Raw genomic sequence first — 21,631 nt, 5'->3', positions numbered from 1 at the left:
GGACCCACCGCGATTCGACGATGCTCAGGCCGAGAGCACGCCCGCGACGGGGACCGCGTCGAGGGCCTCGACCGCATCGTCGGCGGTGCGCCGGAAACGGGCGATGTCGCCGCCGTACTGGATGTAGACCACGTCGTGGTCCACCCCGATCACGGTGGTCTCGGGCGTGGGTTCCGCGGCGGCGGTGCCGGCGTACGCACCGTCGACGTAGAACCGCACCTGGCTGCGGGCACCGCTGTGCGCCACGTGCACCCAGGTCAGCCGGCCGCCCAGTGCGGCGCCGCCGTCGATCACGCGATTCATCTCCACCCTCTGCCATGTCGGTCGATTCGAAGTTCGTCTCACACCCTGTCGTGAAACGGGGTGCCGGCGCATCCGGATAACCACCCATATCCGCCCTGAGTGCACGTGGCACGATGGCGCGGTGCATCCGGTCGAGCTGCTGCGGACGTTGCGTGATCGCGGCCTGCGTCCCGCGGCGCTGCTGGGTTCCTGGGGCGGCTACCGCGCGGTGATCGCCCCGGCCCCGCAGCTGCGGCCCGGTCGCCTGCCCGACGGTGCGCCCTGGCTGGGGCTGGTCGGCTACCCGGATGCGGTGCCCGGCGACGGGCGGCTCCTCCCCGAGGTGATCGGCGGCGATCCCGGCCCGCTGCTGCTGCAACGCGCCGACGGCACCTGGGAGAGCACCGATCCCGGCATCGGGCTGCCGCCCGCGCCGGGGCGGGCGGGCCGGTGGAGCGCGTCCTGGCGCGCGCCCCGCCGCGATGATCACCGGGCGGCGGTGCTCGCGTGCCAGGAGGCGATCCGGGCCGGCGAGGTGTACCAGGTGAACGTGTGCACCCGGTTCGACGGCGACCTCGACGGCGATCCGCTGGACCTGTTCGCGGACATCGTCTCCCGCACCTCACCCGCCAAGGCCGCGTACCTCTCAGGCGAGTGGGGCGCCGTGGCCTCCTTCTCCCCGGAGACCTTCCTCACCGAGCGCGACGGCCTGCTCACCGAGCGCCCGATCAAGGGCACGCTCCCGCTGGCCGAGCCGCCGGAACGGTTGCGCGCCAGCAGCAAGGACGTCGCGGAGAACGTGATGATCGTGGACCTGGTGCGCAACGATCTGAGCCGCGTCGCGCAGACGGGAACGGTGCGGACCCCGGAACTGCTGCGGATCGAGGCGGCCCCCGGGGTGTGGCACCTGGTCTCGGCGGTCACCGCCCGGCAGCGGCCCGGGATCACCCGCGGCGATCTGCTCGACGCCACCTTCCCGCCCGCCTCGGTGACGGGCACCCCGAAGATCGCCGCCCGGACCCGGATCACGGAGTGGGAGAAGCACACCCGCGGCACGTACTGCGGCGCGATCGGGATCGATCACCCCCGCACCGGCCTGGACCTCAACGTAGCGATCCGCACCGTCGAGGCCCGTGACGGGCGCCTGCGGTTGGGGGTGGGTGGGGGCATCACCATCGATTCGGAGCCCGACGCGGAGTGGCGGGAGTGCCTGGACAAGGCCTCGTCGATCGTCGGATATCGCTCTCAGGAGTGATGACGGCGGGCGCCGCGGGGCGCGAGGCTCACCCCATGGTCGATGTCCGCACTCCCCTGATCCGTCGTTTCCTGCTGCTGCTCGGGGCCGCCTTCGCGGCCGGCGTGGGATTCGGCGGATGGCTGTACACGCGGCGCGATCCGCAGGTGGCGGGCTTCGTCCCGTGGACCGCGGCCTGGCCGCAGCACGCGGTGGTGGCGGTGGTCGGGGTGGTCCTGGTGGCGGTCGTGGTGCGCCGACGGTGGCGGCCGCGCCGCCCGGCGCTCACGCCGCTGCGACTGGCGGTGGCGGCGCCGCTGCTCGGGCTGCTGGTGTTCGCGGCCTTCCGGGCCGGGGTGCAGGTCCTGGCGGGGTTGGATCCGAACTTCACGGTGAACGCCTGGGGCGGCCCCACGTACGCGGGGGCGATGGCCTGCCACTATCTGGATCTCGCGGTGGGCGGGATCGTGGTGGTGGGCGCCCTGCGGCTGATCCTGACTCAGCGCGCGGCGAGCGCCGCCTCGTAGAGCTCGCGTTTGGAGGCACCGGTCTCCGCGGCGACGGCCGCGCAGGCGTCCTTGAGCCGCTCCCCCGCCTCCACGCGGCGCAGCACGGCACCGAGGTGATCGGTGGGGTCGGTGGAGACGGCCGCGGCACCGGCGATGACCACGGTGATCTCCCCGCGCACCCCGTCGGCCGCCCAGGCGGCGAGCTCGCCGAGCGGGCCGCGCCGCACCTCCTCGTAGGTCTTGGTGAGCTCGCGGCACACGGCCGCCCGGCGGTCCGGCCCGAGCACGTCGGCGGCGTCGGCGAGGGTCTCGGCGAGCCGGTGCGGGGATTCGAAGAAGACGCAGGCGCGGCGTTCGGTGGTGAGCTCGGCGAGCCAGGTGCGGCGGGCGCCGGACTTGCGCGGGGCGAATCCGTCGAAGCAGAACCGTTCGACGGGGAGCCCGGACAGCGCCAGCGCGGTGGTCACGGCCGAGGGGCCGGGGAGGCAGGTGACGGCGTGCCCGGCCTCGACGACGGCGGCGACCAGGCGGTATCCCGGATCGGAGACCGAGGGCATCCCGGCGTCGGTGATCAGCAGGACGCGGGCTCCGCCGGCGATCTCGTCGAGCAGCTGCGGGATACGACCCTGCTCGTTGTGGTCGTAGAAGCTGAGGACCCGGCCGCGGAGCTCCACACCGAGCTGGGAGGCGAGGGTGCGGGCCCGCCGGGTGTCCTCGGCGGCGATGATGTCGGCCTCGCCGAGCGCCGCGATCAACCGGGCGGTGGCGTCGCCGGGGTTGCCCATCGGGACTCCCGCCACGACGAGAACACCCGCTCCGTCCTGCGCCTCCTGGGATCCCACAGGTAACACCCTACGATGGGGCGGGTGACCGCACTGGCAACGCCCGCGCACGAGCGCCCTCCGGTCCGCGCAGTCGTGAGCCCGGGCCCCACGCTGCCGCCCGCCGTCTTCGGCGCCACCGACCGCGGCTTCGGCTGGACGGTGACCCTCGTGCTCACCGCAGTGGCTGCGGCCACCCGCTTCTTCACCCTGGGCTACCCCAGCAACGACGGCTTCCTCGGCACCCAGGCGGTGCAGACGCCCGTCTTCGACGAGAAGCACTACGCGCCGCAGGGCTGGCAGGTGCTCGACAGCGGCCGCTGGATCGAGGACAACCCCGGGTTCGGCCTGATCGTGCACCCGCCGGTGGGCAAGTGGATGATCGCGATCGGCGAGTGGCTCTTCGGCTACGGGCCGATGGGTTGGCGGTTCATGTCGGCGGTGTGCGGCACCCTGCTGGTCCTCCTGGTGATCCGCGCGGCGCGGCGGCTGTCGCGGTCCACGCTGATCGGCGGCCTCGCGGGCCTGTTCCTGATCTGCGACGGACTCACGATGGTCTCGTCGCGGGTGGCGCTGCTCGACATCTTCCTGGTCTTCTTCGGCTTCGCCGCGTTCTCGATGATCCTGGTGGACCGCGATCAGATGCGCGAGCGGCTGCACCGGGTGGCGGTCGAGGGCCGGATCGACGATTCCCCGTACGGCCCGCGGCTGGGCTTCCGCTGGTGGCGCTTCTCGGCGGCGCTGATGGTGGGCCTGGCGTGCGGTGTGAAGTGGTCGGGCATCTACTTCCTGATCGGCGTCCTGGTGCTGTCGCTGGCCTTCGATGTGGCGAACCGTCGCGCGTACGGCGTGCAGAAGCCCTGGGTGGGCACGCTGCTGCGCGATGTGGTGCCGTCGGGCATGTCGCTCGGGGTGACCCCGGTGCTGGTGTACCTGGGCACCTTCTGGGCGTGGTTCGCCTCGGAGACCGCGGTCTTCCGGTACGCGGTGGGCAATCAGGTGCCCAGCGGCGGCACGTTCGGCTGGGTGCCGGATTCGTTGCGCTCGCTGTTCTACTACGAGAGCACGATCCTCAAGTTCCACGACAGCCTCACCAACTCGGCGGGCAATCACCATCCGTGGGAATCGAAACCGTGGACCTGGCCGATGGGCCTGCGGCCGATGCTGTACCACTACACCGCCGACCAATCGAGCGGCATGTGCGGCGACGGCCCCTGCGTGCGCGCGGTGATGGCGGTGGGTACGCCCGCGCTCACCTGGATCGCGGTCCCGGTGGTGCTGTGGTCGCTGTGGAAGATGTTCGTCAAGCGGGACTGGGCCTACGCCGCCCCGGTCACCATGTACTTCGCCACCTATCTGCCGTGGTTCCTCAATCTCGACCGGCAGATGTACTACTTCTACGCGCTCACGCTGATGCCCTTCCTGTGCATCATGATCGCCCTGATCTGCCGCGAGGTGCTGGGCCTGGACGGTCGCTCGAAGTACTTCGGTTTCGAGCGCAAGCAGCTCGGACAGTGGGTCGTGGTCTTGTACACGACGCTGGTGGTGCTCAACTTCGCGTGGCTGTGGCCGATCCTGACCGCCGCGCCGATCCCGATGTGGTGGTGGCGCTTGGAGCTGTGGCTGCCCAGCTGGCAGTAGCGGCGCGTCACCGGGCGACGGTGGCGATCCTGGTCTCGCGGGCCAGCATCCAGGCCCCGGCGGCGAAGACGCACAGGATCGCGGTGACCACGAACGCCCAGGTGTAGCCGAAGAACTGGGCGATGGCGCCGGCCAGCAGGGGGCCGCTGATGGTGCCCGCGTCCTGCGCCATCTGGTAGGCCGAGAGGGCGCTGCCGCCGCGGCCCTTGCCGTGCAGCACATCGGCCAGCGAGGCCTGGATCGTGGGCGCCACCAGGCCGGTGCCGAAGCCGGCGACCACGGTGACGAGGAAGGCCACGAGCACCGAATCGGTGAAGCCGAGCGCCGCGGTGCCCACGGCGATCACCAGCATGCCGGTCACGATGAATGGGCGGCGGCCGAACCGATCGGAGGCGCGGCCGGCGGGGAACATGGCCAGCACGTCCCCCAGCGCATAGGCGGCGAGGGCGTAGCCGGCGATCGCGGCGGGCTGGTGCAGCACGTCGCCGAAGAAGAGCGGCAGCAGCGAGACGCGCATGGAGAACACCCAGCCGTAGATCACGGCGGTGAACAGCGCCGCGCGGTAGGCGGAATCGCCGAGGGCCTCGCGCACCGTCGTCCCCGGTCCGGCGTCGTCGGCCGAGGGCTGGGCCAGCTGCGAGTTGCGCAGCGCGAACCACACCACCGCGGTCGCGATCACCAGCGCGGCGGCGTAGACCACGAAGGGCACCCGCAGGCCGAAGCCCACCAGCGCGCCGCCCAGCAGCGGGCCGCAGATGCCGCCCAGCACGAAACTCGACGAGTAGACGCCGGCCACCCGGCCGCGGATCTCGGACGGGGCGATGCGGATCATCAGGCCCATCGCGGACACCGTGAACATCACCGAGCCGACGCCGCCCAGGCCGCGGAAGAGCAGCAGCTGCCAGTAGGTCTGTGCGAAGGCCACCGCGAGGGTGGACGCCGCGACGATCAGCAGGCCCGCCATGTAGATCGAGCGCTCGCCGAGCCGCCGCACCAGCGGTCCGGTGGCGGGTGCGAAGGCGAGCCGCATGATCGCGAAGACGCTCACCACGGCGGAGGCCGCGGTGATGCCCACGTCGAAGGTGCGGGCGAAGGCGGGCAGCGCGGGGGCCACCACGCCGTAGCCGAGTGCGATCACGAAACTGGCCGCGACCAGTACCCACACCTCGGGCGGAATCCGCTGCCGTTCGGATGCGAGGGCGGCAGGTTCGGTCACCGAGGAATTATCCGTCAAGAAGTCGTTAAGACCCGCATGGGGGCCGTTAACGACGGGCGTTGTCGTCCGATTCGGGGTGTCAGGTGGAGGCCATGGACATCTCCAACGCGTTGGCCCTCGGGGCCGCGATCCTCACCCTCGCGTACCTGCTGTACGCGCTGCTGCGCCCGGAGCAGTTCTGATGGGGAACACCTCGTCGGGCATTCTGACGATCCTCACGCTGGTCGCCGCGCTGGCGATCTGTTACCGACCGCTCGGTGACTACCTGGCGCACGTGGTGACCACTCCGCGGCATTGGCGCGTGGAGAAGGTCGTGTACAAGGCGGTCGGCGCCGATCCGGAGGCCGAGCAGGGCTACCGCACCTACGCGGTGGCCGCGCTGGCGTTCAGCGCGGTGAGCATCATCGGGCTCACGATCCTGCTGCTGGTGCAGGGCTGGCTGCCCGGTTTCGCGCCGCGGCAGTGGCGCTTCGACGAGGCGCTCAACACCGCGATCTCGTTCGTCACCAACACCAACTGGCAGTGGTACGGCGGCGAGTCGATGGCGAACCTGATCGCGCAGGCCGTGGGCCTCGCGGTGCAGAACTTCGTCTCCGCCGCCGTCGGCATCGCCGTGGCGGTTGCGCTGATCCGCGGTTTCGTGCGCTCGCGCACCGACCGGCTGGGCAACTTCTGGGTGGACCTGACCAGGATCACGCTGCGGGTGCTGCTGCCGATCTCGGTGATCGGCGCGGTGATCCTCATGGCGCAGGGCGTGGTGCAGACGCTGTGGCAGCGGCACGACATCGCGACCATCGACGGCGGCAAGCAGGTGCTCACGGGCGGCCTGGTGGCCTCGCAGGAGGTGATCAAGCTCCTCGGCACGAACGGCGGCGGCTACTTCAACGCGAACTCGGCGCACCCGTTCGAGAACCCGACGGCCGCGACCAACCTGTTCCAGATCTTCCTCATCCTGCTCATCCCGGTGGCGCTGCCGCGCATGCTGGGCAATCTGGTGGGCAGCCACCGGCAGGGCTACGCGATCCTCGGCGCGATGGGCGTGATCTTCTCGGTCTCGCTGGCGATCTCGACGTGGTCGCAGCTCGCCGGGCAGGGCACCGCGCCGCGCGCGGCCGGCGCCCCGCTGGAGGGCCAGGAGTTGCAGTTCGGGCAGTGGGGCACATCGCTGTTCGCGACGGCCACCACGAGTACCTCGACCGGCGCGGTGAACGCCTCGCACGACAGTCTCACCCCCGGGGCCGGCGGTGCCGCCCTGGTGAACATGCTGCTCGGTGAGGTCAGCCCCGGTGGCGTGGGCTCGGGCCTGTACGGGATGTTGGTGATCGCCGTGCTCACGGTGTTCCTGTGCGGTCTCATGGTGGGCCGCACCCCCGAGTACCTCGGCAAGAAGATCGGCCGGCAGGAGATCACCCTGGCGGCGCTGTACATCCTGGTGATGCCGGCGCTCGTGCTGGTGGGCACCGCGTCCACGGTGATCCAGGACCAGGGCACCGCCGCGATGGCCAACGACGGGCCGCACGGCCTGTCGGAGGTGTTGTACGCCTTCGCCTCCGCCGCCAACAACAACGGCAGCGCCTTCCCGGGCCTGTCGGTGGACACCCCGTGGTTCAACTACACGCTCGGCGCGGCGATGCTGCTCGGCCGGTTCGCGCCGATGGTCGCGATCCTCGCCCTCGCGGGTGCGCTCGCGAAGCAGCAGCCCGTGCCGACCACCGCGGGAACCATTCCCACCCATCGCCCGCTGTTCGTGGGCCTCACCGTGGGCGTCGTGGTGCTGGTGGCCGGACTCACGTTCGTCCCCGCCCTCGCGCTCGCGCCGATCTCGGAGGTGACCCGGTGAGCGCTGCGCTCAGCCCGGCTGAACTGAAGTCCGCGCTCCCCCGCGCGGTCGCCAAGCTCGATCCCCGCACGCAGATCCGCCAGCCGGTGGTCTTCGTGGTGTGGCTGTCGTCGGTGTACACCACCGCACTCGCCATCGTGAATCCCTCGGTGTTCGCCTGGTCGGTCACCGTCTTCCTCTGGGCCACGGTGCTGTTCGCGAACCTCGCCGAGGCGGTGGCCGAGGGCCGCGGCCGCGCGCAGGCGGAATCGCTGCGCAAGGCGAAGACGGAGACCGTCGCGCGCCGCAGGACCGCGACCGGCGAGGAGCAGGTGCCCGGCTCGCAGCTGCACGTGGGCGATCAGGTGATCGTCGAGGCCGGCGAGGTGATCCCCGGCGACGGCGACGTGGTCGAGGGCATGGCCACGGTCGACGAATCCGCCATCACCGGCGAATCCGCCCCCGTGGTGCGGGAATCCGGCGGCGACCGGTGCGCCGTCACCGGCGGCACCCGCGTGCTGTCCGACCGGATCGTGGTGGAGATCAAGACCGAGCCCGGTAAGAGCTTCATCGACCGGATGATCGGCCTCGTGGAGGGCGCGAACCGGCAGAAGACGCCGAACGAGATCGCGCTCAACATCCTGCTGACGGTGCTCACCATCATCTTCCTGCTGGCCGTGGCCACGCTGCAGCCGATGGCGATCTACTCCGGCGGCCAGATCGACATCGTGGTGCTGGTGGCCCTGCTGGTGTGCCTGATCCCCACCACGATCGGTGCGCTGCTCTCGGCGATCGGCATCGCAGGCATGGACCGGCTGGTGCAGCGCAACGTGATCGCGAAATCGGGCCGCGCCGTGGAGGCCGCGGGCGATGTCTCGACCCTGCTGCTCGACAAGACCGGCACCATCACCTACGGCAACCGGCGCGCCACGTCCTTCCACCCCGTCGCGGGCGTCACCGAGCACACCCTCGCGGGCAACGCGCTGCTGGCCTCGCTGGCCGACGAGACGCCCGAGGGGCGTTCCATCGTGGACCTCGCCGAGGCGCAGGGCCACGAGGCGCCGACCGTGCAGATCGGCACCGTCGTCCCGTTCACGGCGCAGACCCGCATGTCCGGTGTGGACCTGCCCGACGGCACCCGGGTGCGCAAGGGCGCGTCCGCGGCCGTGCTCTCGTGGGTGGCCACCGAGCACGGTGACACCGAGACGCTGGGCGCCGTGGACACCCGACTGATCGTGGATGAGATCTCCGCGTCCGGCGGCACCCCGCTGGTGGTGGCCTACGCGCAGCCCGGTGCGGCCCCGCAGCTGCACGGCGTGGTGCACCTCAAGGACGTGGTCAAGGAGGGCATGGCGGACCGCTTCGCGCAGTTGCGCGCCATGGGCATCCGCACCGTGATGGTGACGGGCGACAATCCGCTCACCGCGAAGGCCATCGCCGAGGAGGCGGGCGTCGACGATTACCTCGCCGAGGCCACCCCGGAAGACAAGCTGGCGCTGATCAAGCGGCAGCAGGAGGGCGGCCGGCTGGTCGCGATGACCGGCGACGGCACCAACGACGCGCCCGCGCTGGCGCAGGCCGATGTGGGCGTTGCGATGAACACGGGCACCTCCGCCGCGAAGGAGGCCGGGAACATGATCGACCTGGACTCCGACCCGACGAAGCTGATCGACGTGGTGGAGATCGGCAAGCAGCTGCTCATCACCCGCGGCGCGCTGACCACGTTCTCCATCGCCAACGACGTCGCGAAGTACTTCGCGATCATCCCCGCGATGTTCGTGCCGTTGGCGCCGCAGTTGGACGTGCTCAACGTGATGCGGCTGTCCAGCCCGCAGTCGGCGATCCTGTCGGCGGTGATCTTCAACGCGCTGATCATCGTGGCGCTGATCCCGCTCGCGATGCGGGGCGTGAAGTACACGGCCAAGGCGGCCGACAAGCTGCTCGCCCGCAACCTGACGATCTACGGCCTCGGCGGCATCATCGTGCCGTTCATCGGGATCAAGCTGATCGACCTCGTGGTCTCGCTGCTACCGGGCCTGTCCTAGAAAGGGACGACACATGAACGACGTCTTCACCACCGCCCCGCGCCAGTTGCTCGCCGGGCTGCGCATGCTTCTCGTGCTCACCGTGATCCTCGGTGGCCTGTTCCCCCTGGTGATCTGGGGCGTGGGGCAGGTGGCCTTCTCGGGCGCGGCCAACGGCTCGCAGATCGAACGCGACGGGCAGGTGGTCGGCTCGGCGCTGCTCGCGCAGCCCTTCGACGGTCCGCAGTGGTTCCACGCGCGGCCCTCGGCGTCCGAGTACGACACCACCGCCACCGGCGGCACCAATCTGGGCCCGTTCAGCGACAAGCTGGTGGCGCTGATCGAGGAGCGCCGCGCGAAGGTGGCTGCCGAGGACTCCGTCCCGGGAAAGCCCGTGGCCCCGTCCGAGGTTCCCGCCGATGCGGTGACCGCCAGCTTCTCCGGCGTGGATCCGTACATCTCCCCCGCCTACGCGCGGCAGCAGGTGGCCCGGGTCGCGAAGGCGCGCGGGCTGAGCGCCGAGCAGGTGTCCGCGCTGGTCGGCGCGCACACGCAGGGCCGTCAGCTGGGCTATCTGGGCCAGGAACGGGTTAATGTGGTGAATCTGAACCTCGCGCTCAGCACTACCGGGAAGTAACTGCGGACGTAAGAAGGGGACCAATGCCGAAGGGGCAGTTGCGCGTCTACCTCGGCGCCGCTCCCGGCGTGGGCAAGACCTACGCCATGCTCACCGAGGGTGCTCGACGGGCCTCGCGCGGCACCTCGGTGGTGGTGGGCTACGTGGAGACGCACGGCCGGCCGCAGACCGAGGCGCAGCTCATGGGGCTGGACGTGATCCCCCGGCGGCGCATGGAGTACCGCGGCGCGGTGCTGGAGGAGATGGACACCGACGCGGTGATCGCGGCCCATCCCACCGTGGCCCTGGTCGACGAGCTGGCGCACACCAACACCCCCGGCTCCCGCAACGAGAAGCGCTGGCAGGACATCGTCGAACTGCTCGAGGCGGGGATCACCGTGATCACCACGGTGAACATCCAGCACCTCGAGTCGCTGGGCGATGTGGTCGAGTCGATCACGGGCGTGCGCCAGCGCGAGACCATCCCGGACGCGGTCCTGCGCGCGGCCGATCAGGTGCAGCTGGTGGACATGACGCCGGAGGCGCTGCGCCGCCGCATGGCGCACGGCAACATCTACGCGCCGGCGAAGGTGGACGCCGCGCTCTCCCACTTCTTCCGGGTCGGAAACCTCACGGCGCTGCGGGAACTCGCGCTGCTGTGGCTGGCCGACCGGGTGGACGAGAAGCTGGAGCAGTACCGCTCCGCGCAGGGCATCTCCACGGTGTGGCCCACCCGGGATCGCACCGTGGTGGCCCTGACCGGCGGGCCGGAGGGCACCACCCTGCTGCGGCGCGGTGCCCGGCTCGCTGCGAAGGGCGCGGGCGGTGAGTTGAAGGCCCTGTACGTGGCGCGCAGCGACGGCCTGTCCGGCGCCTCCCCGGCCGCCCTCACGCAGCTGCGGCAGCTCACCGAATCCCTCGGCGGCACCTTCCAGATCGTGACCGGCGACGATGTGGCCGCGGCGATCCTGCAGTACGCGCAGTCGATCAATGCGGCCCGGATCGTGCTGGGCCAGTCGCGGCACCGACCGATCGCGTCGTTGTTCCGGCGGTCGGTGTCGGACGCAGTGATCGACGGTTCGGGCGATATCGACGTGAACGTGGTGACGCACGAGCGCGCCGCGGGCGCGCAGCGCCGCCGCGGCCTGCCGCGGTTGGATCGCTCCGATTCGGCGCTCCTGGGAAAGCGGCGCACCATCGCCGGCTGGGTGCTGGCGCTCGCCGGCCCGCCGGCGCTCACCGCGGTGCTCGCCAACACCCGCGATTACCACTCGTTCGCCACCGAGCTGATGCTGTACCTGATGCTGACGGTGGCGGTGGCCCTGGTGGGCGGCATCCGCCCGGCGGTGCCGGCGGCGCTGCTGGGCTCGGTGCTGCTCAACTACTACTTCGCGCCGCCGCTCTACACGTTCACGGTGTCGTCCGGGGAGAACGTCTTCGCGGTGGTGATGTTCGTGCTCACCGCGATAGCCGTGGCCAGCGTGGTCTCGCTGGCCGCGCGGCAGACGGCCCGCGCGGCACGGGCACGGGCGGAGGCGGACGTGCTGTCGGGCCTGGCCGACACGCTGCTGGCCGCCGACGACGAGCTGCCCGCCCTGCTCGACGAGGCGGTGTCCACGTTCGGCCTGCGCGGTGCCTCGCTGCTGCGGCGCGAGACCCCGTCGGACCCGTGGACGGTGGTGTACTCCGACGGTGACGCCCCGTCGACCCCGGAGGACGCGACGGACGCCTCGGTGATCGGCGATACCGTCGCGCTCGCCGTGAACGGCGCCCCGCTGTCGGCGTCCGAGCACGGACTGCTGGTGGCCTTCGCGGCGCACGCCGCGGCGCGGATGGACCGGGATGCGCTGACGGCCGCCGCGAGCCAGGCACGGGCCCTCGCCGAGGGCAACCGTGCCCGAACGGCGCTGCTGAGCGCGGTCTCCCACGATCTGCGCACCCCGCTGGCCGGGATCAAGGCGGCCGTCACCTCGCTGCGCAGCGACGATGTGGAGTGGTCCGAGCAGGACGAGGCCGATCTGCTGGAGACCATCGAGGAGAGCGCCGACCGGCTCGATTCCCTGGTGGGGAATCTGCTGGACATGTCGCGGCTGGAATCGGATTCGCTGACCCTGCTCACCCGCGAGGTGGGGATCGAGGAGGTGCTGCCCGCGATCTGGACCGCACTCCCCGATGCCGATCTGTCGTTCGAGTTCGCCGACGATGCGCCCACCGCGATGGCCGATCCCGGCCTGCTGGAGCGGGTGTTGGCGAATCTGGTGGAGAACGCGGTGCGGCACTCGGACGGCACGCCGGTCACGGTGGGTGTGTCCGGGGTGCACACCCCGGACGGCGATCGCCTGCAGGTGCACGTGCGTGATCACGGTCCCGGGGTCCCGGAGGCGCAGCGCGAGAAGATGTTCGCGCCCTTCCAGCGGATGGGCGATGCACCCGCGGGCAATGGTGTGGGTCTGGGCCTGGCGGTGGCGCGCGGTCTCACCGAGGCCATGGGTGGCACGATCACCGCGGAGGACACCCCGGGTGGCGGCCTCACGATGATCGTCGACCTACCGGCGGCACAGCCGGTTTCACCGGATGCGAAGGAGATGTCGTGACGTTCGTTCTGGTGGTCGATGACGAGCCGGCGATCTGCCGCACGCTGCGGATCAATCTCAAGGCCCGCGGGTACGAGGTGGAGACGGCGGGCGACGGCCGGTCGGCGCTGCAGATCGCGCGCGAGCGCACACCCGATGTGGTGATCCTCGACCTGGGCCTGCCCGATATCGACGGGGTCACGGTGCTGTCGAAGCTGCGCGAGTTCTGCGCCTCGCCGGTGATCGTGCTGTCGGCGCGGCACGGCAGCGACGACAAGGTGGAGTCGCTGGACGCCGGCGCCGACGACTACGTGACCAAACCCTTCGGCATGGACGAGTTCCTCGCCCGGGTGCGGGCGCAGGTCCGCCGCACCGGGCTGGTGGATGCCCCCGCCCCGGTGACCACCGACGCCTTCGAGGTGAACTTCGAGGCCCGCACGGTGACCCGCGACGGTAAGCCGGTGCGGCTCACGCCCACCGAGTGGAAGATCGTGGACCTGTTGGTGCGCAATGCCGATCGGCTGGTCTCGCAGCAGACCCTGCTGCACGAGGTGTGGGGCCCGTCGTACTCGCGCGAGACCAACTACCTGCGCGTGTACCTGGCCCAGCTGCGCCGCAAACTGGAACCGGACCCGGCCCACCCGCGGTACTTCGTCACCGAGCCCGGAATGGGCTACCGCTTCGTGCCCTGATCGGCGTCAGAGCCCGCGGCGGCGGAAGGGCAGCCCCGCGTCGGGCCCGCCCACGGAGACGACGGTGCCCCGTTCCGACGGCTCTCGGATTCTGTCCGTGACGGACAGAATCTCGGTGAACTGCGCGAACACCTCCGCCCGGGCGCGGTGCAGCGCGGCTCCCGCCCCGCGCACATCGGCGTCGCGGTCTCCCCCGCGGAGGCGGGAACGGGCTACCGCCAGCGCCGACAGGGCCGGCTCCAGTTCCCGGGCGGCGCCGGCATAGGCGTGGGCCGCCAGGGCCGCACTTTGACCTGCGAGGCCGAACACCGTGGCGAGGACGGGTGCGAGCCGCTCGACGTGGGCTTGCGTCGCTGCCGCCAGCCACGCTCCGACGTCGGGTTCGGCGCCCGCGAGTGCGCGAATCGCCGCGAGCTGCCGGGCGACATCACCGCCCAGGAGATGCGCCGACTCCACGATGTGCAGGTCGTGCAGGAAGTCGCGGAGCGAGATCGGACACGGCGATGCGTAGTCGAGATCGCCGAGCGGATCCGCGATGCCGGCGGCGGTGAAGAACTCGGCGGGCGGCCATTCGAAATCGTCACCCTCGATCACTGAGGCGGCGTCGGCATCCGGGCCCGTGGGCCACACCGGTCCCTGCGGCAGCGGGCGTGGGTGCAACACCCTCGCCGTGGCGGCGTACGGGTCGGGGAGCCACCACGGCGCGCCGAAGATCAGCCTGGCCGGGGTGCCGTAGCGCCTGCGCAGGGTTCGCTCGGACACCTCGAAGTCCGCGGTGACAGTGAGCAGTTCGGCGATCCGGGTCAGGCTCACCGCGCCGAACCCGTCCCGCAGCACGATGTCGAGACCGACCCGCGCCGCAGTGAACTGCAACAGCCGATCGCGTTTCGGCGTCGTCCGTTCCACGAAATTGTGCATGGCTCCCCCCGAAGTCCAGCGTTGCGCCGAGGGTACGCCGCAGGGCCCACAGTGACGAACGACTCTCGGATTTCGTCCGCACCGGACAACTTGTCCGGTGCGGACAGAATCGGAGAGTCACGCAGGAGCGGTACCGACCGGCCGGCGACGCCTATCCGGTCAGGGCGGAATCGAGGATGGCGAGGCCGTCGTCGAGCTCGGCGTCGGTGGCGGTGAGCGGCGGCGCGATCCGGAAGATCGAGCCCATGCCGGGCAGCTGCACCACGTTCATGTGCAGCCCGCGGTCGTAGCAGCGCTGGGTGACCAGCTTCCCCAGCTCGTTGGCCGGTTCCTTGGTGTCGCGGTCGGTGACCAGTTCGATGCCCTGCATGAGTCCGCGGCCGCGGACGTCGCCGATGGCCTGGTGCCGCCGTGCGAGCTCATCGAGTCCCGCGCGCAGCCGGGCGCCGCGGGCCGCGACCTCCCGGGCGACCCCGTCGTCGACGCCATCGCCCAGGACGTCGAGCACCGTGGTCGCGACCGCGGCCACCATCGGATCGCTGACGTGCGTGGTGAAGAACAGGAAACCGCGCTCGTGGCACACCTGCTCGATCTCGGCGCTGGTCACCACGGCGGCGATGGGCAGCCCCGCGCCGAGGGTCTTGGAGAGGGTGAGGATGTCGGGGACGATGCCGTCGCGTTCGAAGGCGTACGCGGCGCCGGTGCGCCACAGGCCGGTCTGCGCCTCGTCGACGATGAGCAGCATGCCCCGCTCGTCGCACTTGCGCCGCAGGGCCGCGAGGTAGCCGACGGGCACGTCGATGATGCCGCCGGAGCTGAGGATCGGCTCCACCAGGCACGCGGCGAGCGACCCGGTGGACTGCGCGTCGATGAGCTCGAAGCCGAAGTCCAACTCCGACTCCCAGTCGTACTTGCCCGCGGCGTCCACGAACCGCGAGCGGTAGGCGTTCGGCGTGGGCAGGGCGAAGTTGCCGGGCGCGGTGGGGCCGTAGCCCTTGTGCCCCGACGAGTAGGTGGCCGCGGCGGCGCCGGCGGTCATGCCGTGCCAGGACTTGGAGAAGCTGACGATCTCGTGCTTGCCGGTGTACAGCTTGGCCATCCGCAGTGCGGCCTCGTTGGACTCGGCGCCGGTGGTCAGTTGCAGCACGTGGCTCAGTGGCGCGGGCAGGGTGGCGGCGAGCCGCTCCGCCAGCGTCACCACCTGTGGCGAGAGCATCCCCGAGAAGAGGTGATCGAGGGTGCCGATCTCGCGGCGCACGGTGTCCACGATCGCCGGATGGCTGTGCCCGAGGATCGCGCTCATCTGGCCGGAGGTGAAGTCGAGCCAGCGGCGATCACCCGAGTACACGTAGGTGCCCTCGGCGCGGTCGATGGGCAGGGGCGCGAAGGTGCCGCCGTAGCGCACCACGTGCGCGGCGACCGATTCCGGGAAGCTCACGCGCTCACAGTAGCCGCCCGCCCAGGTACGCCTGCGCCAGTTCGGCGGTGCCGTCCGCAAAAGCCGGATCCGCTTCCAGCGCATGCCCGTGAGTGCCCAGCCAACCCAGCAATTGCAAACGCCGCAGGATCACGAAATCGGCGAGGAGCGCCTCGTGTTCCGCGGGGAGATCACGCCCTCCGCGATACGCCGCGATCCACGCGCTCGCCCACGCGGGCAGCCGCGGATCGGTCTCGACGAAGGAGGTGGCCGCCGCGAATTCGAAGAGGTGCCAGCCGAACCCGCTGTCGTCGAAGTCGATCACGGTGAATCCGTCACCCGCGGTGATCAGGTTCGCGGCCCGCAGATCGCCGTGGATCAGCCCGTACCGGTCGGGGGTGCGCCCGAGGGCGTCGATCCGTTCCGCCGCGCGGGCGGCCGCCGGGGCGATCGCGCGACGGTGCGCCGCGGTCACACCCAGCCCCGTGCGCCAGTCCCCCCACCGCGGGCGACGTCCGATGGTGTCATCGACGTCCCAGGAGAAGCGGGTGAATCCCGCCGGGCGGGTCCAGCGCTCGGCGTGGTGATGGAAGGTGGCCGCGATCGCCCCCAGGGCGGCGAAATGCGCCGCGTCGAGCTGATCGTCGGGAACGGGGCCGCCGGGTACCTCGGCGAATAGCACGGCGCGGCGGCGGGTCGCGGGATCGGCGAGGATGCGCCCGCCCGATGTGGTGAGGGGCTCGACGAGGGACACATCGGTGGCGCGCCGCAGGGCATCGATCCAGTCCAGCTCGGACACGATCGCGGCATCGTTCTGGTAGCCGGGCCGGTGCAGCCGCAGCACGGCGGGACGTTCGCCGCCGCGCACGCGGTACGTGGCGTTCTCGCTCTCCAGCAGCGGCTCCACGGTGGCGCCCGGCCACACCGCCGCGAGCATGCGGGCGGCCACCGCACCGTCGGGGGCCTCGCTCACTTGACCACCTTCATCGTCATCCTCGAATCCACCCGGACGATGGCGGGGTCGCCCATGAGGTGGGTGGTGAGCCACTTCTCGAAGGCCTCGGCATCCGCGACGCGGACCCGGATCAGATAGTCGGGCAGCCCGAACATGCGGCGCACCTCGATCACCTCCTCCATCGCGGCGACCCGGGATTCGAAGGCCTCCACCGAAGCCCGGTCGTTGGCCGAGAGATCGGCGTTGATCAGGACCTCGAATCCCTTGCCGAGCGCGGCGGGGTCGAGGACGGCCGTGTAGCCGGTGATCACGCCGTCGGCCTCCAGCCGGCGCACGCGCCGCAGGCACGGTGCCGGTGTGAGGCCGACGCGGTGCGCCAGTTCCTGGTTGGTCAGGCGCCCATCCCGGACCAGCTCGTCCAGAATTGCTCGATCGAGGGAATCCATCACACTATTATTGCGCACTTCTCCCACTCTGGGCGAATATTGGCAACCCTATTGCGCGAAGTTCGAAATAGGATTGTTCTTCGTGAAGGTTCCCTCCCGCGTCGCCGTCGTCTGGTTCGGATTGTTCGTGCTGGGCCTCGGATTCGGTGTCGTCGTCACCAGCAACGGGCTCCCCTGGTGGATGGCCCCGATCACCTCCGCCGTGGTGCTGGCGGGTTCGGTCGAGTTCCTGCTCGTCGGAATGCTCGCCGCCGCCACGCCTTTGGCGGCGATCGCCGCGACCACCTTCCTGGTCAACTCGCGCCACCTGTTCTACGGGCTCACCTTCCCGCTGCACGCCGTGACGGGCCGGATCGCCAAGACCTACAGCGTGTACGCCCTCGTCGACGAGGCCTACGTGCTGGTGACCACGGCACCGTCGGGCACGATGACGGGGCGGCGAATCCTGGTGACCCAAGCCGGATTGCACGGATCGTGGGTCACCGGTTCGCTGTGCGGCGCGCTCGCCGGCGGCGCCTTCCTCAAGGACGTTCCCGGCGTGGACTTCGTGCTCACCGCGCTGTTCGTGGTGCTGGTGATCGACGCCTACCGCGCGGACCGGGACCGCGTGACCGCGGCACTCGCGGTGGGCGCGGCGGTGATCGGCGTGACCCTCACCCCGGGCGCGATGCTGCTGGTGGCGATGGCCGCCTTCGCGGGCCTGCTGATGGTGCGGCACTACGCCGGTCGTCGATCCGCAACCGCGGTGCGGGAGGAGGAGCTGGCCGATGCCTAGCGTGTCCTATCTGCTCGCGGGGGTCGCCGTGACCGCGGCGGTGACCTTCGCTCTGCGCCTCGCCCCGTTCGGCCTGGCGAGCGTGCTGCGCGGTTCTCCCCTCCTGGCGGACTTCGGTCGCTGGATGCCCGCCGGTGCGGCGATCGTGCTGGCCGCGTACTGCCTGGCGTCGGTCGACTACGCGGCCTCGGCGCACGGCATTCCCCAGCTCGCGGGAGTTGCGGCCACCGCCGCCGTGCACCTGGCCCGCCGGAACGCGGTGCTCAGCATCGTCGCGGGCACCGGGGTGTGTATCGCGCTGAGCTACGCCCTGGGATGAGTGGCACGATGGACCGGGTGCGACACCACTACATCCGGTCCGGCGACGTGCGATTGCGCGCGCAGCGCCGCGAGGTGGCGGCACCGTCGGGTCCGCCCGTGGTGCTGATCCACGGGATGGCCGCCGACCACCGGACCTGGCGCCGCACGGCGCGGGCATTGCGCGCCGCGGGCCGCCCGACGATCACCTACGACCAGCGGGGCCACGGCGGCAGCGACCACTCCCCCGAGTATCTGCTCGACGAACTCGCCGCGGACGCCGAGCGGGTGGTGGACGAGCTGGGCCTGGACCGGTTCGATGTGGTGGGCCATTCCCTGGGCGGGCAGACCGCGCTGCGCCTGGCCTGGCGGCGGCCGGATGCGGTACGCCGGTTGGCGCTCGAGGAGATGCCCCCGCTGCCCCAGCACGCGGACCAGGTGCCGGAATCGATGGATGCACCGATCACGGCACGGCGGCTGCGCCTGGCGGTCAAGCAGGTGGTGCAATCACCGGGCGCGCTGGTCAATTTCGACAAGACCATGATGGATTCGGTGCTGCCGCAGTTCGATCCGGACCCTACGTGGTGGGAGCGGGTGGCGAGCACGCCGCAGCCGGCGCTGGTGATCTCCGGCGGCCCCCTCGATTTCCTCAAGCCCGAGCACCTGCGCCTGGTGGCCGATGCCTTGCCGCACGGTGAGTTCCGCGAACTGGGCGGCGGGCACACCGTGCACCGCGAGGCGCCGGCCCGGTTCCATCGCGCAGTGCTCGATTTCCTTGCCTGAGAACGCGAACGGCCCGCCCCACCGAGGTGGAACGGGCCGCTGTGCGACGTCCGAGGACTACTGCGTCTTCGGTGCGACCTGCCCACCGGTGAGGGTGCGGTAGGCGTAGATCTGCACCAGCTGTCCGAGGGGGCCGGTGACCAGTGCGCCGACGTAGCAGAGCACCGCGCCCAGGGCCGAGACCAGGCCCGCGAGGAAGGTGGTGAGGATCGAGTTGCCCGCGTTCGCCTTGACGGCGTTGAAGCTCGCCTTGAGCGCCGCGCCGCCACCGATGTTCTTATCCACCGCGAACAGCACCGAGTACGCCAGGAAGAAGGCGGCGATGATGCCCGGGATGATGAAGAGGATGTAGCCGACGATCAGCGCCAGCGTCACCAGGACGGAGGCGCCCGCGGCGGAGCCGAAGTTGCGCGGCTTGAAGAACGAGCCGACGGTGACCTTGCGGCCGTCCGCGATGTCGAACAGTCCGGTGGTGTACGAGGCCTGGATGAGCAACGCGAGGTACACGATCACCGCGATCCCGATGATGCCCGTCACGTACGATCCCGCGGTGAGGTCGCCGGTGTACCCGATCGACCCGTCGTCGTAGTCGACCTCCTGCACGTTGGTGATCGTCAGCGAGAAGACCCAGTACACGAGCGAGCTCACGACCGCCATGATGACGGCGAAGGCCAGCGCGGCACCGATCAGCGGCCAGGCGTTCTTGGTGAACTTGTTCCACGCCCAGCTGAACGCGTCGCCCACGCTGTACTGCGTCTGCGGGGCGCCGTAGCCGCCCGGCGCGGGCGGGTAGCCGCCGGCGGGCGGCGGATAACCGGCACCCTGCTGCGGAGGCGGGAAGCCCTGCGCGCCCTGCGGCGGCGGGAAGCCCTGTCCGGGCTGCTGCGGCGGAGGGAACCCCTGCCCCGGCTGTCCGCCCGGCTGCTGCGGGTCCTGGGGCGGCACCCCGCCCTGGTTGTCGCCGGGGTAGTTCGGCGGCTGCGTCATAAAGTCTCCTCCGTCATTGAACTGTTTATCGCAGCAAACATATCAAGTGGCGCAACACCACCGTGCGGTCCGAGACACGAAACGGCCCGCCCCGAAACACGGGGCGGGCCGTTTCGTCTGTCGCTACGGGGTGGCCGGAGCCACCTGGCCGCCCGAGATCAGGCGGTAGGCGTTCACCAGCAGCAGGCCCGCCACCGGCACAGCGATGAGCGAGCCGACGAGGCACATCGATCCGACCAGGACGAGAAGACCGGCGACAACGACGACGAGAATCGAATTGCCCACGTCACGCTTGATCACATCGAGGCCCTGCTTCACGCCATCGGCCAGCGAGACGCCGCGGTCGACGACCACGAGGATCGCAAAGGTGGCGATGAACCCGACCACGATCTGGAGAATGAAGCCCACGTAGGGGATCGAACCGACGAGCCCGGCCACGAGGCCGAGCACCGCGGCAGTCAGGATGGCCTGGCCCGCATTGCGGGGCTTGAAGAACGAGCCGATGCCCACCTGCTTGCCGTCGGCGATATCGAACAGCCCCGAGACGTACGCAGCGGTGATGAGGTAGGCGACCACCGTCAGAATCAACGAGAAGATGATCGCTTCGACTGTGCCCGTCTGGTTCAGGGCTGCCGTCATGTTCCCCGAGTCATCGGTGGTCACGCTGTCGAGGCCGTTCGAGTACACCAGCGAGTAGCCGACGCCGGCGATGACGCCGAGGATGATGCCGTACACGATGACGGGAACGATCAGCGCGAGCGCATTCTTGGTGAACTTGTTCCAGGCCCAGGAGAAGCCGTTACCCAGGTTGAACTTCTGCGGGCCGCCGTACGGTGCGCCGTAGCCGCCCTGCACGGGCGGGTAGCCACCGGCGGGCGGGGGCGGGTAGCCCTGGCCCGGCTGCGGCGGCGGGAAACCCTGCGCGCCCTGCGGCGGTGGGAAGCCCTGCGCACCCTGCGGCGGCGGGAAGCCGGGAGCGGGCTGCTGCGGCGGGGGCGGGAATCCCTGCCCCGGCTGGCCGCCCGGCTGCTGCGGATCCTGCGGCGGCGGGAAGCCACCCTGGTTGTCGCCGGGGTAGTTCGGCGGCTGCGTCATAGGTCTCCTCCGTCGCTGACGATCGATCCCGGCAAACCTACCAACCCGGAGTGACCTGCACCATATCCGTCTTTATGACGACTTCTTGGCCGCGCGGGCCGCACGCCGGGCCCGCCGCTGCGCGAACTCCTCGCGCTCCAGCTCAGCAGCCACGTCGGGCGCCGGTGCGCCACCGCCGAGCCGGGCCGGCACCCACGCCTCACCGGCGGGCGCCGGGAACCCGGTCTGGGCGAGCAGCAGCTCCTTGCCCATCGCGGCGCGCAGTCGTTCGGTGAGCGCGGCGACGGCGGCGGGATCGTCGGGCGATCCGTGCGGTTCGAGGGCCTCGCCCACCTGCACCACCACCGGATACCGGTGCCGCCCCGGCCTGCGCTCGGTGCCCTTGGACCAGATCCGCTGGGTGCCCCAGATCGCGATGGGAACGATCGGCACATCCGCCTCGAGCGCCATCCGCGCCGCGCCCGTCTTGAACTCCTTGAGCTCGAAGCTGCGGCTGATGGTGGCCTCGGGATAGACGATCACGGCCTCGCC

General features: G+C 70.7%; 22 protein-coding genes. 12 read left to right on the top strand and 10 right to left on the bottom strand.

The features are described from left to right. Positions 1-24: 24 nt before the first annotated feature. The gene (locus tag ABD108_RS20280; RefSeq protein ID WP_305110969.1) at positions 25-303 is read right to left on the bottom strand and encodes an LppP/LprE family lipoprotein; all 279 of its coding nucleotides are present in this window, start codon (positions 301-303) and stop codon (positions 25-27) included. Positions 304-424: 121 nt separating this feature from the next. Here ABD108_RS20280 and ABD108_RS20275 point away from each other — a divergent pair, with 121 nt between their 5' ends. Continuing rightward, positions 425-1,537, top strand: a complete 1,113-nt coding sequence (locus ABD108_RS20275; protein WP_343931231.1) for an aminodeoxychorismate synthase component I — start codon at positions 425-427, stop codon at positions 1,535-1,537. A 35-nt stretch (positions 1,538-1,572) separates the two neighbouring features. Then, positions 1,573-2,043 (top strand): hypothetical protein, encoded by a 471-nt coding sequence (locus ABD108_RS20270; RefSeq protein ID WP_343931230.1) that lies wholly within the window; start codon positions 1,573-1,575, stop codon positions 2,041-2,043. On the opposite strand, the gene rsmI is transcribed toward ABD108_RS20270, so the two are convergent. Continuing rightward, complete coding sequence (gene rsmI / locus ABD108_RS20265) at positions 2,016-2,867, bottom strand: 16S rRNA (cytidine(1402)-2'-O)-methyltransferase (protein ID WP_305110971.1); 852 nt, start codon at positions 2,865-2,867, stop codon at positions 2,016-2,018. The genes ABD108_RS20270 and rsmI overlap by 28 nt on opposite strands. Positions 2,868-2,882: 15 nt before the next feature. Here rsmI and ABD108_RS20260 point away from each other — a divergent pair, with 15 nt between their 5' ends. Further along, the gene (locus ABD108_RS20260; protein WP_220658104.1) at positions 2,883-4,487 is read left to right on the top strand and encodes a dolichyl-phosphate-mannose--protein mannosyltransferase; all 1,605 of its coding nucleotides are present in this window, start codon (positions 2,883-2,885) and stop codon (positions 4,485-4,487) included. A 7-nt stretch (positions 4,488-4,494) separates the two neighbouring features. On the opposite strand, the gene ABD108_RS20255 is transcribed toward ABD108_RS20260, so the two are convergent. Further along, positions 4,495-5,703: an MFS transporter gene (locus ABD108_RS20255; protein ID WP_220658103.1), complete on the bottom strand. Its 1,209-nt coding sequence runs from the start codon at positions 5,701-5,703 to the stop codon at positions 4,495-4,497. A 92-nt stretch (positions 5,704-5,795) separates the two neighbouring features. On the opposite strand from ABD108_RS20255, the gene ABD108_RS20250 reads away from it, so the two are divergent. From ABD108_RS20250 to ABD108_RS20225, 6 genes are read left to right on the top strand one after another with little or no spacing between them, the layout of a single operon-like run. Further along, on the top strand, positions 5,796-5,885 hold the full coding sequence (locus ABD108_RS20250; protein WP_220658102.1) for a potassium-transporting ATPase subunit F: 90 nt from the start codon (positions 5,796-5,798) through the stop codon (positions 5,883-5,885). Further along, positions 5,885-7,543: a potassium-transporting ATPase subunit KdpA gene (gene kdpA, locus ABD108_RS20245; protein ID WP_305110973.1), complete on the top strand. Its 1,659-nt coding sequence runs from the start codon at positions 5,885-5,887 to the stop codon at positions 7,541-7,543. Before ABD108_RS20250 ends, kdpA begins: the two co-directional genes overlap by 1 nt. Further along, on the top strand, positions 7,540-9,567 hold the full coding sequence (gene kdpB, locus ABD108_RS20240; protein WP_220658100.1) for a potassium-transporting ATPase subunit KdpB: 2,028 nt from the start codon (positions 7,540-7,542) through the stop codon (positions 9,565-9,567). Before kdpA ends, kdpB begins: the two co-directional genes overlap by 4 nt. A 13-nt stretch (positions 9,568-9,580) precedes the next feature. Then, positions 9,581-10,183: a potassium-transporting ATPase subunit KdpC gene (gene kdpC, locus ABD108_RS20235; protein ID WP_343931229.1), complete on the top strand. Its 603-nt coding sequence runs from the start codon at positions 9,581-9,583 to the stop codon at positions 10,181-10,183. 23 nt (positions 10,184-10,206) lie between these two features. Next, positions 10,207-12,756 (top strand): ATP-binding protein, encoded by a 2,550-nt coding sequence (locus tag ABD108_RS20230; protein WP_343931228.1) that lies wholly within the window; start codon positions 10,207-10,209, stop codon positions 12,754-12,756. Then, complete coding sequence (locus ABD108_RS20225) at positions 12,753-13,427, top strand: response regulator (protein WP_220658097.1); 675 nt, start codon at positions 12,753-12,755, stop codon at positions 13,425-13,427. Before ABD108_RS20230 ends, ABD108_RS20225 begins: the two co-directional genes overlap by 4 nt. A 6-nt stretch (positions 13,428-13,433) precedes the next feature. Here ABD108_RS20225 and ABD108_RS20220 read toward each other — a convergent pair whose 3' ends face one another. The 4 genes from ABD108_RS20220 to ABD108_RS20205 all read right to left on the bottom strand — a co-directional run bounded on the left by ABD108_RS20220 (position 13,434) and on the right by ABD108_RS20205 (position 17,163). Continuing rightward, complete coding sequence (locus ABD108_RS20220) at positions 13,434-14,345, bottom strand: hypothetical protein (protein ID WP_343931227.1); 912 nt, start codon at positions 14,343-14,345, stop codon at positions 13,434-13,436. Positions 14,346-14,496: 151 nt separating this feature from the next. Then, complete coding sequence (locus ABD108_RS20215; protein WP_343931226.1) at positions 14,497-15,783, bottom strand: aspartate aminotransferase family protein; 1,287 nt, start codon at positions 15,781-15,783, stop codon at positions 14,497-14,499. A 4-nt stretch (positions 15,784-15,787) separates the two neighbouring features. Continuing rightward, positions 15,788-16,735, bottom strand: a complete 948-nt coding sequence (locus ABD108_RS20210) for a phosphotransferase enzyme family protein (RefSeq protein WP_343931225.1) — start codon at positions 16,733-16,735, stop codon at positions 15,788-15,790. Next, positions 16,732-17,163 carry an Lrp/AsnC family transcriptional regulator gene (locus tag ABD108_RS20205; protein WP_220658093.1) on the bottom strand — a complete coding sequence of 144 codons (432 nt, stop codon included), beginning with the start codon at positions 17,161-17,163 and terminating at the stop codon, positions 16,732-16,734. The genes ABD108_RS20210 and ABD108_RS20205 overlap by 4 nt, the downstream gene beginning before the upstream one ends. A gap of 82 nt (positions 17,164-17,245) precedes the next feature. Between ABD108_RS20205 and ABD108_RS20200 the strand changes: the two genes are divergently transcribed. Genes ABD108_RS20200 through ABD108_RS20190 form a run of 3 tightly spaced genes read left to right on the top strand, consistent with a single transcriptional unit; the run spans position 17,246 to position 19,018 of the window. Then, the gene (locus ABD108_RS20200) at positions 17,246-17,938 is read left to right on the top strand and encodes an AzlC family ABC transporter permease (protein WP_343931224.1); all 693 of its coding nucleotides are present in this window, start codon (positions 17,246-17,248) and stop codon (positions 17,936-17,938) included. Next, the gene (locus ABD108_RS20195) at positions 17,931-18,257 is read left to right on the top strand and encodes a branched-chain amino acid transporter permease (RefSeq protein ID WP_220658091.1); all 327 of its coding nucleotides are present in this window, start codon (positions 17,931-17,933) and stop codon (positions 18,255-18,257) included. Before ABD108_RS20200 ends, ABD108_RS20195 begins: the two co-directional genes overlap by 8 nt. A gap of 8 nt (positions 18,258-18,265) precedes the next feature. Then, positions 18,266-19,018, top strand: coding sequence for an alpha/beta fold hydrolase (locus ABD108_RS20190; RefSeq protein ID WP_343931223.1), 753 nt, complete (start codon positions 18,266-18,268; stop codon positions 19,016-19,018). A gap of 57 nt (positions 19,019-19,075) precedes the next feature. Here the strand turns inward: ABD108_RS20190 and ABD108_RS20185 are convergent, their stop codons facing one another. From ABD108_RS20185 to ABD108_RS20175, 3 genes are all read right to left on the bottom strand, one after another. Further along, entirely contained in the window at positions 19,076-20,005 is a 930-nt protein-coding gene (locus tag ABD108_RS20185; protein ID WP_305110981.1) for a YciC family protein, read from the bottom strand. A gap of 123 nt (positions 20,006-20,128) precedes the next feature. Beyond that, the gene (locus ABD108_RS20180) at positions 20,129-21,100 is read right to left on the bottom strand and encodes a hypothetical protein (RefSeq protein ID WP_343931222.1); all 972 of its coding nucleotides are present in this window, start codon (positions 21,098-21,100) and stop codon (positions 20,129-20,131) included. A 72-nt stretch (positions 21,101-21,172) separates the two neighbouring features. After that, a partial coding sequence (locus ABD108_RS20175; protein ID WP_343931221.1) for a lysophospholipid acyltransferase family protein occupies positions 21,173-21,631 on the bottom strand: 459 nt, incomplete at its 5' end.

Origin of the sequence: Tsukamurella strandjordii, assembly GCF_039525985.1 — a bacterium.
Taxonomy (GTDB): Bacteria; Actinomycetota; Actinomycetes; order Mycobacteriales; family Mycobacteriaceae; genus Tsukamurella; species Tsukamurella strandjordii.
Note: the sequence above shows the minus strand (reverse complement) of the source record. Positions and strands in the feature narration are given on the sequence as shown.

Bases quoted from the DNA above. Each gene is read 5' to 3' on its own strand.
- kdpC (WP_343931229.1), top strand. From the start codon at position 9,581: ATGAACGACGTCTTCACCACCGCCCCGCGCCAGTTGCTCGCCGGGCTG.
- ABD108_RS20260 (WP_220658104.1), top strand. From the start codon at position 2,883: ATGGGGCGGGTGACCGCACTGGCAACGCCCGCGCACGAGCGCCCTCCG.
- ABD108_RS20250 (WP_220658102.1), top strand. From the start codon at position 5,796: ATGGACATCTCCAACGCGTTGGCCCTCGGGGCCGCGATCCTCACCCTC.
- ABD108_RS20185 (WP_305110981.1), bottom strand. From the start codon at position 20,005: ATGACGCAGCCGCCGAACTACCCCGGCGACAACCAGGGCGGGGTGCCG.
- ABD108_RS20205 (WP_220658093.1), bottom strand. From the start codon at position 17,163: ATGGATTCCCTCGATCGAGCAATTCTGGACGAGCTGGTCCGGGATGGG.
- kdpA (WP_305110973.1), top strand. From the start codon at position 5,885: ATGGGGAACACCTCGTCGGGCATTCTGACGATCCTCACGCTGGTCGCC.
- ABD108_RS20270 (WP_343931230.1), top strand. From the start codon at position 1,573: ATGGTCGATGTCCGCACTCCCCTGATCCGTCGTTTCCTGCTGCTGCTC.
- ABD108_RS20180 (WP_343931222.1), bottom strand. From the start codon at position 21,100: ATGACGCAGCCGCCGAACTACCCCGGCGACAACCAGGGTGGCTTCCCG.
- ABD108_RS20195 (WP_220658091.1), top strand. From the start codon at position 17,931: ATGCCTAGCGTGTCCTATCTGCTCGCGGGGGTCGCCGTGACCGCGGCG.
- ABD108_RS20280 (WP_305110969.1), bottom strand. From the start codon at position 303: ATGAATCGCGTGATCGACGGCGGCGCCGCACTGGGCGGCCGGCTGACC.
- ABD108_RS20190 (WP_343931223.1), top strand. From the start codon at position 18,266: ATGGACCGGGTGCGACACCACTACATCCGGTCCGGCGACGTGCGATTG.
- ABD108_RS20220 (WP_343931227.1), bottom strand. From the start codon at position 14,345: ATGCACAATTTCGTGGAACGGACGACGCCGAAACGCGATCGGCTGTTG.
- ABD108_RS20230 (WP_343931228.1), top strand. From the start codon at position 10,207: ATGCCGAAGGGGCAGTTGCGCGTCTACCTCGGCGCCGCTCCCGGCGTG.